This window comes from Pseudomonas sp. Wu6 (assembly GCF_019891515.1).
Lineage (GTDB): Bacteria > Pseudomonadota > Gammaproteobacteria > Pseudomonadales > Pseudomonadaceae > Aquipseudomonas > Aquipseudomonas orientalis_A.
In genome coordinates, this window is record NZ_JAFLXH010000006.1 from 195558 (window position 1) to 209841 (window position 14284).

Annotated in this window: 11 protein-coding genes, 4 tRNA genes and 1 pseudogene; 3 read left to right on the forward strand and 13 right to left on the reverse strand. The window is 58.4% G+C overall.

The window, feature by feature from the left end; all coding sequences use genetic code 11:
- Position 1: 1 nt before the first annotated feature.
- From J1G34_RS06360 to J1G34_RS06410, 11 genes and pseudogenes are all read right to left on the reverse strand, one after another.
- Positions 2 to 823: a DUF2242 domain-containing protein gene (locus J1G34_RS06360; RefSeq protein WP_122461998.1), complete on the reverse strand. Its 822-nt coding sequence runs from the start codon at positions 821 to 823 to the stop codon at positions 2 to 4.
- Positions 824 to 975: 152 nt separating this feature from the next.
- The gene (locus J1G34_RS06365) at positions 976 to 2850 is read right to left on the reverse strand and encodes a SurA N-terminal domain-containing protein (RefSeq protein ID WP_065892543.1); all 1875 of its coding nucleotides are present in this window, start codon (positions 2848 to 2850) and stop codon (positions 976 to 978) included.
- A gap of 231 nt (positions 2851 to 3081) precedes the next feature.
- Positions 3082 to 3360 (reverse strand): annotated as a pseudogene (locus tag J1G34_RS06370) (HU family DNA-binding protein); the annotation flags it as partial.
- A gap of 143 nt (positions 3361 to 3503) precedes the next feature.
- Positions 3504 to 5900 (reverse strand): endopeptidase La, encoded by a 2397-nt coding sequence (gene lon, locus J1G34_RS06375; protein ID WP_065884860.1) that lies wholly within the window; start codon positions 5898 to 5900, stop codon positions 3504 to 3506.
- A 191-nt stretch (positions 5901 to 6091) separates the two neighbouring features.
- On the reverse strand, positions 6092 to 7375 hold the full coding sequence (gene clpX, locus J1G34_RS06380; protein ID WP_017136464.1) for an ATP-dependent Clp protease ATP-binding subunit ClpX: 1284 nt from the start codon (positions 7373 to 7375) through the stop codon (positions 6092 to 6094).
- A 112-nt stretch (positions 7376 to 7487) separates the two neighbouring features.
- Positions 7488 to 8123 carry an ATP-dependent Clp endopeptidase proteolytic subunit ClpP gene (gene clpP / locus J1G34_RS06385; RefSeq protein ID WP_003174822.1) on the reverse strand — a complete coding sequence of 212 codons (636 nt, stop codon included), beginning with the start codon at positions 8121 to 8123 and terminating at the stop codon, positions 7488 to 7490.
- Positions 8124 to 8214: 91 nt separating this feature from the next.
- Positions 8215 to 9525: a trigger factor gene (gene tig, locus J1G34_RS06390; protein ID WP_065892545.1), complete on the reverse strand. Its 1311-nt coding sequence runs from the start codon at positions 9523 to 9525 to the stop codon at positions 8215 to 8217.
- Positions 9526 to 9924: 399 nt separating this feature from the next.
- Positions 9925 to 10000 (reverse strand) — tRNA-His (locus J1G34_RS06395).
- Between the two features lie 83 nt (positions 10001 to 10083).
- Positions 10084 to 10168: transfer RNA gene (locus J1G34_RS06400), tRNA-Leu, on the reverse strand.
- Between the two features lie 56 nt (positions 10169 to 10224).
- Positions 10225 to 10300, reverse strand: a tRNA-His gene (locus J1G34_RS06405).
- A gap of 32 nt (positions 10301 to 10332) precedes the next feature.
- Positions 10333 to 10409 (reverse strand) — tRNA-Arg (locus J1G34_RS06410).
- A 274-nt stretch (positions 10410 to 10683) separates the two neighbouring features.
- On the opposite strand from J1G34_RS06410, the gene folD reads away from it, so the two are divergent.
- Both folD and pbpG read left to right on the forward strand, forming a co-directional pair.
- Positions 10684 to 11538, forward strand: coding sequence for a bifunctional methylenetetrahydrofolate dehydrogenase/methenyltetrahydrofolate cyclohydrolase FolD (gene folD / locus J1G34_RS06415; protein ID WP_065896783.1), 855 nt, complete (start codon positions 10684 to 10686; stop codon positions 11536 to 11538).
- Between the two features lie 208 nt (positions 11539 to 11746).
- Positions 11747 to 12670, forward strand: a complete 924-nt coding sequence (gene pbpG, locus J1G34_RS06420) for a D-alanyl-D-alanine endopeptidase (protein WP_065892548.1) — start codon at positions 11747 to 11749, stop codon at positions 12668 to 12670.
- 53 nt (positions 12671 to 12723) lie between these two features.
- Here pbpG and J1G34_RS06425 read toward each other — a convergent pair whose 3' ends face one another.
- A complete protein-coding gene (locus J1G34_RS06425; RefSeq protein WP_065892549.1) occupies positions 12724 to 13386 on the reverse strand; it encodes a peptidase C39 family protein in 663 nt (220 codons plus the stop codon).
- A 211-nt stretch (positions 13387 to 13597) separates the two neighbouring features.
- Here J1G34_RS06425 and J1G34_RS06430 point away from each other — a divergent pair, with 211 nt between their 5' ends.
- Positions 13598 to 13759 carry a hypothetical protein gene (locus tag J1G34_RS06430; protein WP_163001576.1) on the forward strand — a complete coding sequence of 54 codons (162 nt, stop codon included), beginning with the start codon at positions 13598 to 13600 and terminating at the stop codon, positions 13757 to 13759.
- Here the strand turns inward: J1G34_RS06430 and J1G34_RS06435 are convergent.
- Complete coding sequence (locus tag J1G34_RS06435; RefSeq protein ID WP_065884855.1) at positions 13756 to 14166, reverse strand: PA0061/PA0062 family lipoprotein; 411 nt, start codon at positions 14164 to 14166, stop codon at positions 13756 to 13758. The genes J1G34_RS06430 and J1G34_RS06435 overlap by 4 nt on opposite strands.
- Between the last annotated feature and the right edge of the window lie 118 nt (positions 14167 to 14284).

Genomic DNA, 14284 nt, shown 5'->3' on the forward strand with positions numbered 1-14284 from the left:
GTCACTGCGTTGGCGTTGGCAGGGCGGGAATCGCCTCTGTCGGCGCCGGCAGGCTGGGGTTGGTCGGCGCGGGCGCGGACTCGGTGGCCGGGGTCTCAGGTGGAGTCTGCGGTGCCGGCTCCACGCTCGGCGCGATGGGTGCGGCCTCCGGTGGCGGGGCCAGTGGCTGCGCGGCGGCAGGGATTGCGGGCATCTGCTGAGGTGTCTCGAGCTTCTCGGCGGCCGGCGCGGCTTTCGGTTCAGGCATGCCAAGCTCATCCTTGGGCTTCTCGGGTATATGCGCAGCCTGCTTCACTTCCTGGGGCAGGAACACATCCACCAAGGCAAAGTAACGCTCATAGAACTTGGGCGCCGAGACGGTCTCGCTCGCCACCTTGACCATCGAGTCATCGGTGGAGCCGATCGGCATCGACACCGAACCCAGCACCCCAACCCCGAGACTTGCGGAGTTGTTGACCTTCTTCAGCGCATAGCGGTCCTGCAGGGCGTTGGCAAACATCGTCGAATGGTTGCTGCCTTTGCCATCGGCGGCACACACCACGTTGAAGCTGATCTGCAGGTGGGTCTCGCCGGTCTGCTGGAAACTTTTGTTACCGGCCACCAGCTTCGGATCGCTGCTGGTGATGATATAGCCCTGGCTCAGCAGGGCACGGCGCGCCGCTTCACAGGCCGCCACATCGCTCACCGGGTAATCGCGGGAAAACGTACCGGAGTCGTCGAAATTCTCATGTTCGTAAATAGCGGTCTTGGGTGACGAGCAACCCGCCGCGCCCGCCAGCACCAGCGCCAACCCGAGGTTTCGCAAGTGAAATGATGTCAACATCGAAAATCCTGAGAAAAACAGTCCGGGCGGTATTGTGCAACAGAACGAGGGGTGGGCGCGCGCATTCCTGTCGGTAAAACGTCACAGGCTTTAATGCGCGCAAAAAAAGACCCCGGCCTCTTCAGGACGGGGTCTTTTTATTCAAGCCGACATCAGAACTTCTTGATGTCTGCCTGGGTTTCCAGCTGCTTGCGATATGCCGCGAAGTCCTGCTGGCCGATACGGGACGCGAGGAAGCGGCGGTATTGCGCTTTTTCTTCGTCCGTAGGGGCTGCCGCTTCGTTGACACCGTTCAAGCGCACGATCATCAGGCTGCCGTCACGCAGAGTGACGGTGGTGAAGGTCGGCTTGTCCTTGGCCGCTGGCTTGGGCATGCGGAACAACGCTTGCAGCACAGCAGGGTCGACGCCTTCCTGGCCACGGGTCGCCGCTTCAGTCACCTTCCAGGCCTGGCCGTCAATCGGCTGGTCCAGTGCGGTCTTGCCATCACGCAGGCTGGCGATCAACTCGTCGGCATGGGTTTTGGCGGCAGCGCTCGCACGCTCCTTGGTCATCTGCGTGCGGATCGCCGCCTCGACCTTTTCCAGCGGCAGCTGGGCAGGCTTGAGGTGTTCTTTGGCGCGCAGCACGATGATGGTTTCCGGGTCCAGCTCAATGGCGCTGCTGTTGGCCCCCTCATCCAGCACTTCCGGACTGAACGCAGCGGTGACCACGGCACGGTTGGCCGCAACGCCTTCGCCACCTTCACGGCCGAACGGCGCCGAGGTGTGTACGGTCAATTTCAGGTCGGACGCCGGCTGGGCCAGGTCGGAAGCCTCGAATGCCGCATCTTCCAATTGCTTGGTCGCCTCGACGAACCGCTGTTCAACCTGCTGGGTCTTGAGCTCGCGGGTCAGCTTGTCTTTCAGGCTGGCGAACGTCGGCACTTGCGGTGCTTCAACGCCCAACAGCTTGATCAAGTGCCAACCGAAGGCGCTGCGCACCGGCGCGGACACCTGGTCTTGCTTGAGGCCGTACAGCGCCGTTTCGAAGTCCGGATCGTACACGCCGGGACCGGCAAAGCCGAGATCACCGCCATTGTTGGCCGAACCCGGATCCTGGGAGAACTCCTTGGCCAGGGCGTCAAACTGTTCGCCCTTGGCCAGGCGCGCCTGGATGTCTTCGATCTTGGCCTTGGCTTGCGCCTCGGTGACCTTGTCGTTGACCTCGATCAGAATGTGCGCGGCGCGACGCTGTTCAGCGAGGTTGGCGGTTTCTTTCTCGTAGGCGGCCTGCAGCTCATCGTCCTTGACGGTGACCTGGTCGAAGAAGGACGACTTCTTCAGCTCCAGGTAGTCGATGACGACCTGATCCGGAGTCATGAACTCCTTGGCATGCTGGTCGTAGTAGGCCTTGACTTCGGCGTCGGTGAGTTTCACCGCTGCCGGGTCAGCCTTGATATTGACGGTGGCGAAATCGCGGGTCTGTTTCTCCAGACGGGCGAATGCCAGCACCTCGGCATCGGTCACGAAACCACTGCCGGCGATTCCTGCGCGAACCTGGCCGATCAGCATTTCCTGGGTCATCATCTGACGGAATTGCAGGCGGCTGTAGCCCAGTTGACGAATCACCTGGTCAAAGCGCTCGGCGTTGAACTGGCCATCCACCTGGAACTCCGGCGTCTGCAGGATCACCTGGTCCAAGGCCGCTTCCGAGAAGCCGAACTTGGAATCCGCCGCGCCTTGCAGCAGCAGCTTGCGATCGATCAGGCCCTTGAGGGCCGCGTCGCGCAACAGTTTTTCGTCCAACAGGGAAGCATCGAAATCCTTGCCCAGTTGTTGCATCAGCTGGCGCCGTTGCATATCAACGGCCTGGCTCAGTTCGGTCTGGGTGATTTCCTCACCGTTGACCTTGGCCACGTCCTGCTTGTTATTACCCGAAGCCTGGAAAATAGCCTCGATACCGGTGAACGCCATCAATGCGACGATGATCCCGATAATGGTCTTGGCAATCCAGCCTTGTGAATTGTCCCTGATATTTTGCAGCATGCGTCCCCCAGAAACGGTTGAACATCAAAAATAGGCAACCGTGGAGCGTGGGTAGAATCCGGATAGAAGAAAGGCGCATCCGAGGATGCGCCTTCTCGTAACTGGCGGAGCGGACGGGGGTTTTAACTCTGACCCCCGGCGTGGCGACCCGATGGATACTCGGGCCGGCTACCGCTCCGCTGCCAGGCCAGACCAGCGTCCGACCCGGGTAAGCAAAGGCTTGATCGAAGCTTAGTTAACGGCTTCTTTCAGGGCTTTACCGGCTTTGAAACCTGGTTTCTTGGCAGCAGCGATTTGCAGTGCTTTGCCGGTCTGTGGGTTACGGCCAGTGCGAGCTGGACGGTCAGTCACAGAGAAAGTACCGAAGCCTACCAGTACCACGGAGTCGCCGGCCTTCAGAGCGCCAGTGACGGATTCGATTACTGCGTCCAGCGCACGGCCGGCAGCAGCTTTCGGGATATCAGCGGATGCAGCGATAGCATCAATCAGTTCCGACTTGTTCACTCTAAGTCCCCTTACATATCTATGAGTATGATTCTAAGTTTTTTGGTAAAAAGCAAAAACCAGTGCTGGATGGCCAACAGACACTTAAGAGCCGCTTTATAACAAGGGCTCTAAAAAGCTGTCAAGGAAGCCCCCCAGGCTCCAACACTTTAATGCGTGCTAATTCTTTCCTTGGAATCCGACTCGCGTTTTTCGTCCTTCGCGACAATCTCCGGAGCCACATCCGGCAAGGGCTCCGGCGCGTATTGCAGCGCAATTTGCAGGACTTCGTCAATCCATTTAACCGGTTTGATCTGAAGATCCTGTTTAATATTGTCTGGAATTTCCTTCAGGTCGCGGACATTCTCTTCGGGAATGATCACGGTCTTGATTCCACCCCGGTGCGCGGCGAGCAATTTCTCTTTCAGACCACCGATGGCCAATACCTGGCCACGCAGGGTGATCTCACCGGTCATCGCCACATCGGCACGCACCGGAATGCCGGTCAATGCCGACACCAGGGCCGTGCACATGCCTACACCCGCGCTGGGACCGTCCTTCGGGGTTGCCCCTTCCGGCATATGGATATGGGTGTCGTGCTTCTCGTGGAAGTCCAGGGGAATGCCCAGGCTCCTGGCGCGACTGCGCACCACGGTCTGCGCGGCGGTGATCGATTCGACCATCACATCGCCCAGGGAGCCGGTCTTGATCAACTGCCCCTTGCCCGGGATGACGGCCGCTTCAATCGTCAGCAACTCGCCGCCCACCTGGGTCCACGCCAGGCCAGTCACCTGCCCTACCTGATCCTGCTGCTCGGCCAGGCCGTAGCGGAATTTACGCACACCGAGGAAATGTTCCAGCGCGTCGGCCGTCACTTTCACCGAGAAGCGTTTTTCCAGTGCATGTTCCTTGACCGCCTTGCGGCAGATTTTCGCAATCTGACGCTCGAGGCCCCGTACACCGGCCTCGCGGGTGTAATAGCGCACGATGTCACGGATGGCTTCGACGTCAAACTCGATCTCGCCTTTCTTCAGGCCGTTGGCCGAGGTCTGCTTGGGCGCGAGGTATTTGACGGCGATGTTGATCTTTTCGTCTTCGGTGTAACCCGGCAGGCGAATCACTTCCATCCGGTCCAGCAACGCCGGCGGAATGTTCATGGAGTTGGAGGTGCACAGGAACATTACGTCGGACAGGTCGTAATCGACTTCCAGGTAATGGTCGTTGAAGTTGTGGTTCTGCTCGGGATCGAGCACCTCAAGCAGCGCCGACGCAGGATCGCCGCGCATATCGCTGCCCATTTTGTCGATTTCATCGAGCAGGAACAGCGGGTTACGCACGCCCACTTTGGTCATTTTTTGAATCAATCTTCCTGGCATCGAACCGATATATGTCCGGCGATGGCCGCGGATTTCCGCTTCGTCACGCACGCCGCCAAGGGCCATGCGCACAAATTTGCGGTTGGTCGCGCTGGCGATGGACTCCGCCAGAGAGGTTTTACCCACCCCGGGAGGCCCGACCAGGCATAACACCGGACCCCGAATTTTCTTCACACGCTTTTGCACGGCGAGGTATTCAAGGATCCGCTCCTTGACCTCCTCAAGACCATAATGGTCGGCATCGAGGATTTCTTCGGCGCGGGTCAGGTCCAGGCGTACCTTGGTCTGGGCCTTCCACGGCACTTGCACGAGCCAATCGATGTAGGAGCGCACCACGGTGGCTTCAGCCGACATCGGCGACATTTGCTTGAGCTTGTTCAGCTCGGCCGTCGCCTTGGTCAGCGCATCCTTCGGCAGGCCGGCGGCATCGATACGCTTTTTCAGCTCTTCGATCTCGTTGTGGCCTTCCTCGCCGTCGCCGAGCTCTTTTTGAATGGCCTTCATCTGCTCATTCAAGTAGTACTCGCGCTGGCTGCGCTCCATTTGTTTCTTCACGCGGCCACGAATGCGCTTCTCGACCTGCAGCAGGTCGATTTCACCATCGAGCAGTGCCAGCACGTGCTCGACACGGGCCGACAGGTCAATGATCTCGAGGATGTCCTGCTTCTGCTCGATTTTCAGCGCCATGTGCGCCGCCATGGTGTCGACCAGGCGACTCGGCTCATCGATGCTGTTCAGGGACGACAGGACTTCCGCCGGGACCTTCTTGCCCAGCTGCACATACTGTTCGAACTGCGAAAGCAGGCTGCGCACGAATACTTCGGACTCACGCTCAGGGGCTTCGACTTCGTCGATCAGCGCCACTTCGGCGCGCAGGTGGCCGTCGACCTCCATGAAACGCTCGACCGCACCGCGCTGCTCGCCTTCCACCAGCACCTTGACGGTACCGTCGGGCAGCTTGAGCAATTGCAGGACAGTTGCAACGGTACCGACGCGATACAGGGCGTCTTCGCCCGGATCATCATCGGCAGGATTCTTCTGGGCCAGCAGCAGGATCTGCTTGTCGCCCGTCATCGCGGCCTCGAGGGCTTCGATAGACTTCTCGCGCCCCACGAACAGCGGGATAACCATGTGCGGATAGACGACGACATCACGCAACGGCAGGAGAGGCAATTCGATGGTTGTCTTCATGATTTCGCCTCTATGACAGTTGAAAAATAAGCTTGAAACCAAGATGGGGGTTGCATGCAAAAAAAACAAGCTCAATGCCAGCACTTAAACGCATGAATAAACGCGATTTAATCAGCCGTCACGCAAAAACACCCCAAAAAAACAAGGGGCCCCAAAAAGGCCCCTTGCTTGTACCGCCACTGCAAAGACGCTTATGCGTCAGGTGCAGCCTTGGCAGCCGGCTCACTGTTTTCATAGATATACAGCGGCTTGGACTTGCCTTCGATAACGCTTTCGTCGATCACCACTTTACTCACCTCGGACTGCGAGGGGATTTCGTACATGGTGTCGAGCAACACGCCTTCGAGGATCGAGCGCAGACCACGTGCACCGGTCTTGCGCTCCAGTGCGCGCTTGGCCACTGATTTGAGCGCGTCGGTACGGAACTCGAGGTCCACACCTTCCATCTCGAACAGCTTGGCGTACTGCTTGGTCAGGGCGTTTTTCGGCTCGGTGAGGATCTGAATCAACGCCGCCTCATCCAGCTCGTCCAGCGTCGCCAGAACCGGCAGACGGCCGACGAATTCCGGGATCAGACCGAACTTGACCAGATCGTCAGGTTCGACTTCACGCAGGGACTCGCCCACCTTCTTGCCTTCTTCCTTGCTGCGCACTTCCGCGCCGAAACCGATACCGCCCCGGGTGGAGCGCTGCTGGATGACCTTTTCCAACCCGGAAAACGCACCGCCACAGATAAACAGGATGTTACGCGTATCGACCTGCAGGAATTCCTGCTGCGGATGCTTGCGGCCGCCCTGGGGCGGTACCGAAGCGACCGTGCCTTCGATCAGCTTCAACAGGGCCTGCTGCACGCCTTCACCGGAAACATCCCGAGTGATCGACGGATTGTCCGACTTGCGCGAAATCTTGTCGATTTCGTCGATGTAGACAATACCCATCTGGGCCTTCTCTACGTCGTAGTCGCACTTCTGCAGCAGTTTCTGAATGATGTTCTCGACATCTTCGCCCACGTAGCCCGCCTCGGTGAGGGTGGTGGCGTCGGCGATGGTGAACGGAACGTTCAGCAGGCGAGCGAGGGTTTCCGCAAGCAGGGTCTTACCCGAGCCTGTGGGGCCGATCAGCAGGATATTACTCTTGCCGAGTTCGACTTCGTCGCCTTTCTTGTCACGCTGGTTCAGGCGCTTGTAGTGGTTGTACACCGCTACGGCCAGAACCTTTTTTGCACGCTCCTGACCAATCACATACTGGTCAAGGATGCCGCTGATTTCTTTAGGCGATGGGAGTTTGTGCGCACTGCTCTCGGCCTGGGCTTCCTGCACCTCCTCGCGGATGATGTCATTGCACAGGTCGACGCATTCGTCGCAGATAAACACCGAGGGGCCGGCAATCAATTTGCGTACTTCATGCTGGCTTTTGCCACAGAAGGAGCAATAAAGCAGCTTGCCGTTGTCCTCGCCGTTGCGGGTGTCAGTCATTCGTTCGATCCAAATCCGATAGGCTTGCAACACAAGATGAAGGCTTATGCGGGCTTTTTCAAGCCCGCCAGTGGTCGGGCATGCCGACCAGCCCTATTTTGAGCGGCTTATATTAAGCGGGGCGCTTTTCGATCACTGCGTCGATCAACCCGTATTCACGGGCGGCTTCAGCGCTCATGAAATTATCACGGTTGGTATCACGCTCGATTTCTTCAAGTGTGTGCCCGCTGTGCTTGGCCATCAGCGTATTGAGGCGCTCACGAATGAAGAGGATTTCCTTGGCATGGATTTCGATGTCCGATGCCTGGCCCTGGAAACCGCCCAGTGGCTGGTGAATCATCACGCGTGAGTTCGGCAGGCAGTAACGCTTGCCCTCGGCACCGGCGGTCAGCAGGAATGCACCCATGCTGCAGGCCTGGCCAATGCAGGTAGTCGACACGTTTGGCTTGATGAACTGCATGGTGTCGTAGATCGACATGCCCGCCGTCACCGAACCGCCCGGCGAGTTGATGTAGAGATGGATGTCCTTGTCCGGGTTTTCCGCTTCAAGGAACAGCAGCTGCGCACAGATCAGGTTGGCCATGTAGTCCTCTACCGGCCCAACCAGAAAGATCACTCGCTCCTTGAGCAGGCGCGAGTAGATGTCGTAGGCGCGTTCGCCACGAGCGGACTGCTCGACAACCATCGGGACCAGGCCGCCTGCGGCCTGGATATCAGAGTTCTGCTGAATATAGGAATTACGGAACATGCTCTGCAGTTACTCCCAAATAGTCATGTCTTGAAAACGCATAAGCCAGCGCGAGGCTGGCTTATGGTTGAATTTCCAACGAGTTGGACAATCAGTCGGCTTGTGCTGCTTCTGCCGGTTTGACTGCTTCTTCGTAAGAGACCGCTTTATCGGTCACCTTAGCCTTCTGCAGAACAGTATCCACAACTTGTTCTTCAAGCACAACCGAACGTACTTCGTTCAGTTGCTGGTCGTTCTTGTAGTACCAAGCCACAACCTGCTCAGGCTCCTGGTAGGCCGAGGCCATTTCCTGGATCATTTCGCGAACACGGTCTTCGTCCGGCTTGAGGTCGAACTGCTTGACCACTTCAGCCACGATCAGGCCCAGCACGACGCGGCGCTTGGCTTGCTCTTCGAACAGCTCGGCCGGCAGCTGGTCAGGCTTGATGTTGCCACCAAACTGCTGGACAGCTTGTACGCGCAGGCGATCCACTTCGTTGGACAGCAGGGCCTTTGGCACTTCGATCGGGTTGGCGGACAGCAGACCGTCCATGACCTGGTTCTTGACCTTGGACTTGATCGCCTGGCGCAGCTCGCGCTCCATGTTCTTGCGAACTTCGGTGCGGAAGCCTTCGATGCCGGTTTCCTTGATGCCGAATTGAGCGAAGAACTCTTCGTTCAGTTCCGGCAGCTTAGGCTCGGAAACGCTGTTGACGGTCACGGTGAACTCGGCGGCTTTGCCGGCCAGGTCCAGGTTCTGGTAGTCAGCAGGGAATTCCAGGTTCAGAACGCGCTCTTCACCGGCCTTGGCGCCGACCAGGCCGTCTTCGAAGCCCGGGATCATGCGGTTGGAGCCCAGCACCAGCTGGGTACCGGTGGCGGAACCGCCAGCGAACACTTCGCCGTCAACCTTGCCAACGAAATCGATGTTCAGTTGGTCTTCGTTCTGGGCGGCACGGTCGGCCACTTCGAAACGGGTGTTCTGCTTGCGCAGGATTTCCAGCATGTTGTCCAGGTCCGAATCAGCGACATCGGCGCTCAGGCGCTCGATTTCGATGCCTTCAAAACCGGCCACTTCAAACTCAGGGAACACTTCGAACGTCGCTACGTATTCCAGGTCCTTGCCAGCTTCCAGGGACTTGGGTTCGATCGACGGCGAGCCAGCCGGGTTCAGCTTCTGCTCGACAACGGCTTCGTAGAAGGAAGCCTGGATCACGTCACCTACCGCTTCCTGGCGCGCATCGGCACCAAAACGACGCTTGATTTCGCTCATCGGCACTTTGCCTGGACGGAAACCAGCGATCTTGGCCTTCTGGGCAGTCTGCTGCAGACGCTTGTTGACCGCAGTCTCGATACGCTCTGCCGGCACGGTGATGCTCATGCGGCGCTCGAGAGCAGTAGTATTTTCAACAGAAACTTGCATGGATATTCCTCGTTGCACAGACATTAGCCGGCCATTTCCGACCCCAATCAAGGGCATGCATTCTAGTGGGTCAAACTCAAGAAGTCACCCTACTGAAAATACACCTGGAAACAGCCAGCAATTTATCGGTACGAAGGCACTGAAGTACCTCGCCCCGGTGACAAATACAGCCAATTGCGCCAGGGCTCTGCGCCGCCCTTCTATATAGTGAGAAAGCAGCCATTCATCTCCCTGACGGTCCGCCCCGCGAACGGCGCGAACGGGCAACGCGGCATCATCGAGACACACAAATACGACGAAACGCGCTGCCGATGGAGCCCACTACCTGCGACCGCTGACATATCAAGCGGCCAAAACCAAAAAAGGCGCCAGACTGTTAAATCTGGCGCCTTTCGAATATGGGGTGGACGAAGGGGATCGAACCCTCGACAACGGGAGTCACAATCCCGTGCTCTACCAACTGAGCTACGCCCACCATATTGCATTAACAAAGAAACCAAACTACTTCTTTTTCTTTGTCCAACCTTGCCCGACCTGACAGCCGAGCAACGTTTTATTTGGTGCGGATGAAGAGACTCGAACTCTTACGCCTCGCGGCGCTGGAACCTAAATCCAGTGTGTCTACCAATTCCACCACATCCGCGCTTGAAGCTCTTAAAGCAAAGGCGCCAGACGGTTAATCTGGCGCCTTTCAAAATATGGGGTGGACGAAGGGGATCGAACCCTCGACAACGGGAGTCACAATCCCGTGCTCTACCAACTGAGCTACGCCCACCATATAGCGCTACTTGTGCCAAAGCTGCCTAATGGCGCACCCGGCAGGACTCGAACCTGCGACCATCCGCTTAGAAGGCGGATGCTCTATCCAGCTGAGCTACGGGCGCCTGATTAATCTGTACTCTTGGAGGATTACAAACTAAGTGTTTCCAGCCTTGCAGGACAACAATTCTGCTCGACTTTCTAACCAGTGCTAGGCTGTGCCCGACAAGTGCGACGAATAGTATAGAGCGGCCTGAAACCCGTCAAATCTTTTTTGAAAAAAACTGATTTTATTTAAGGGGTTAGGCCAATTTGCAGACCAAGCGCCTTTGCCCTCGCGCCTTGGCGTGCGAGAATGCGCGCACTTTTCTTCTCCCTCTCGATGGTTAATCACGCGTAATGACTGCACAACTTATCGACGGCAAATCAATCGCCGCCAGCCTGCGCCAGCAGATCGCCAAACGCGTCACCGAGCGTCGCCAGCAAGGCCTGCGCACGCCTGGCCTCGCGGTGATCCTGGTCGGCAGCGATCCTGCCTCTCAGGTTTATGTCTCGCACAAGCGTAAAGACTGCGAAGAGGTGGGCTTTATCTCCAAAGCCTACGACTTGCCTTCGAACACCACTCAACAGGCCCTGGCCGACCTGATTGACAGCCTCAACGATGACCCGGACATGGACGGCATCCTGCTCCAGTTGCCGCTGCCCGAGCACCTGGACGCCTCCCAACTGCTGGAACGCATCCGCCCGGACAAAGACGTCGATGGTTTCCACCCCTATAACGTCGGTCGCCTGGCCCAGCGCATCCCGCTGCTGCGCCCCTGCACGCCCAAAGGGATCATGACGTTGCTGGAAAGCACCGGGGTCGATCTCTATGGCCTCGACGCCGTCGTGGTTGGCGCCTCGAACATCGTCGGTCGCCCGATGGCCATGGAACTGTTGTTGGCCGGCTGCACCGTGACCGTTACCCACCGCTTCACCAAGGACCTGGCCGGCCACGTTGGCCGCGCCGACCTGGTGGTGGTCGCCGCCGGCAAGCCGGGCCTGGTCAAAGGTGAATGGATCAAGGAAGGCGCCATCGTCATTGACGTGGGCATCAACCGCCAGGACGACGGCAAGCTGGTCGGCGACGTGGTCTACGACACCGCCCTGCCCCGCGCCGGCTGGATCACCCCGGTTCCAGGCGGCGTAGGCCCGATGACCCGGGCGTGCCTGCTGGAGAACACGCTGTATGCGGCGGAAACGCTCCACGGCTAATAACCACGCGTACTGAAAAAGCCCTGCCTTAGCGCGGGGCTTTTTATTGCCTGAAGAAAAACTGTTTTTTCTTAGTTTTTAAGCACTTTCGTCTGGTTCTGGAAGAACATTCGACAGTTTCTGATCCATACTCCTAGAATGTAACGCCATTTTTCATAAAACCCGTTTCCCAAACGGTATTTCCTTACTTTTTAGCGAGTTCATCCGCGTGAAAATTCGTCTTTCTCTTGTCAGCCTGTTTTTTGCTTTCACAGGCACCTTCGCCCACGCCGCCGAATCCACCCTGGCCCCGCGTGACGCCTCCAAACTGCAAATTGCTTCCGGCAGCGCCATGCTCGTGGATTTGCAGACCAACAAAGTGATCTATGCCAGCAACCCCGACGTGGTGGTGCCCATCGCGTCCGTGAGCAAGCTGATGACCGGCCTGATCGTGCTGGAAGCCAAGCAGAACATGGATGAATACATCGATATCAACATCACCGACACGCCAGAGATGAAAGGGGTGTTCTCGCGCGTGAAGATCGGCAGCCAGATGCCGCGCAAGGAGATGCTGCTGATCGCATTGATGTCCTCGGAAAACCGCGCCGCCGCGAGCCTGGCCCACCATTATCCGGGCGGCTACGCGGCGTTTATTGCGGCGATGAACGCCAAGGCCAAGGCGCTGGGCATGACCAGCACCCATTACGTGGAGCCTACAGGCCTGTCGATCCACAACGTGTCGACCGCCCGCGACCTGAGCAAATTGCTGGCCTATGCGCGCAAATTCCCGATGTTGAGCCAGTTGAGCACCACCAAGGAAAAGACCGTGGCGTTCCGCAAGCCCAACTACACCCTGGGTTTCTCCAACACCGACCACCTGATCAATCGTGCCAACTGGGACATCAAGCTGACCAAGACCGGCTTTACCAATCAGGCCGGGCACTGCCTGGTGCTGGTCACGAGCATGGGTAACCGCCCGGTGTCGCTGGTGATCCTGGATGCTTTTGGCAAGTTCACCCACTTTGCCGATGCCAGCCGTATTCGCAGCTGGGTCGAGACCGGCAAGGGCGGCGCGGTGCCGGATGTGGCGTTGCGCTACAAGGCTGACAAGAATCTGAAGAACCGTGCGGGTGTGACGGAAGTGCGTCGCTAGTCAGCTGACAGCACCGATCAAATGTGGGAGGGGGTTTGCCCCCTCCCACATTTTTATCTGCGTTCCGCCAGGACCTTGAGCGCCTGGGCCGCCGCCCCTTCCTGCCCGGCCTGGGCCGTAGCGTTCGCCGCCTCCCGCCAACGCTGCGCGTCCACATTCGCCGGCAACTGGCTCGGACGCTGGGTCAGGATCGCCCAATGACCCGCGCTCTTCCACGCCGACTCGAAGTCACCAAAGCTCATCATCAATCGCCGCTCCATGCCGGAACGCAACAGCACCGTGCTTTTCTGCTGATTGAACCCCACCACCACGACGTAACGCGGGCCGGACCAGAAGCTGGAGTTGATGCGCGCCATTACCGGATAACCGGCCGCCACCTGCGCCAGCACTGCGGTCAGCCCGGCATCCAGCGGATACACCATCAGCCCGTACTCACGCGCCAGCTTTGGCATGTTGCGCTCAAGGTCCGCCTCGGCGCCCGGCAGGTGCAGTGGCTTATCGAGCAGCCCCGGTGTCATGACAATGCCTTGTTGCGACAGCATGCTGGCCAGTGCCGCAGGACCGCTCTGATAAGCCTCGCTGCGAAAAGTGGGGACGCCATTGAGCTCAACCCGCTCCGGCAGGCCGGGAAGTTTCGACGGCTGGCTGGAACAGGCCATCAGCCCCAGGGCACAGGCCAGCAGGATGGATGTTTTGAGGTTCGACCGTAAGCGCAATGTTTGACTCTCTTGATCAACTGCCGGTGAGGGCCCCGATCATAGGACGCTCTTGGGCAAGGGTATAGCCTCACGTGTCGATAAACCGCCCGCCATAGAGCAAACAAGTTGGACGGACACGACCATTGGTCAATAGCAGGCAACCGCCGGGTAGCTAGACTGTCCATTGAGAAGACTGTGTGTACCCCGGACGGGGTGAAGGGAGGCCTGAATGAGCCTTGCAACGACGATTTTCCTGTTGATCTGCGGTTGGCTGGCGGTGGCCGCCGCCATGTTGTGGGGGGTCATGCGCGTGACCCGCCGGCACCATCACCCCCACGTCAAACCCGCCGCGCCCGCCAAGCCGAGCAAGGCGACGGTGCATCACGCCTAGCCGGGCATGCAATTGAAGTCCTGGGTGGCGGCGACCTCCTTGCCGTGGCCATCCTTGAGCGCTGCGCGCACGGTAGTCCCCAGGCTCGATTCCTCCAGGGTGTAATGCTCACCCGCCTTGAAATGCTTGTACTCGACCCGGCCCTGGCAGTCCTGCTGGTTATCGTCGCCGGGCTCCTCCTCAAACAACGTCACGTCCAGGCGATGGTCCCCGGGGCTCACTTCGAAGTAGCGCCCGTCATCGACGCGCTTGCCATCGAGACGCTCGGCCAACAAGTCATTGGGTGCCTCTTCTTTCAAGCCGATCCAGGCTTGGCTCGGGTCGGCCTTGGGTATCGGGCCGGCACACGCCGACAACAGTACGACAGCCGCAAGGGTGGGAATCAACAACAGTGTTTTCGGTGACATGGCAGGGCTCCAAAGCGCATCAGTAAAAAGCGTATCCGATGGCTGACAAGCTTGAAGAGCCGCCGTTTGTAGAACAAATGAATACAAATGAAACGATCTTCAGCCGTTACCTAAATGT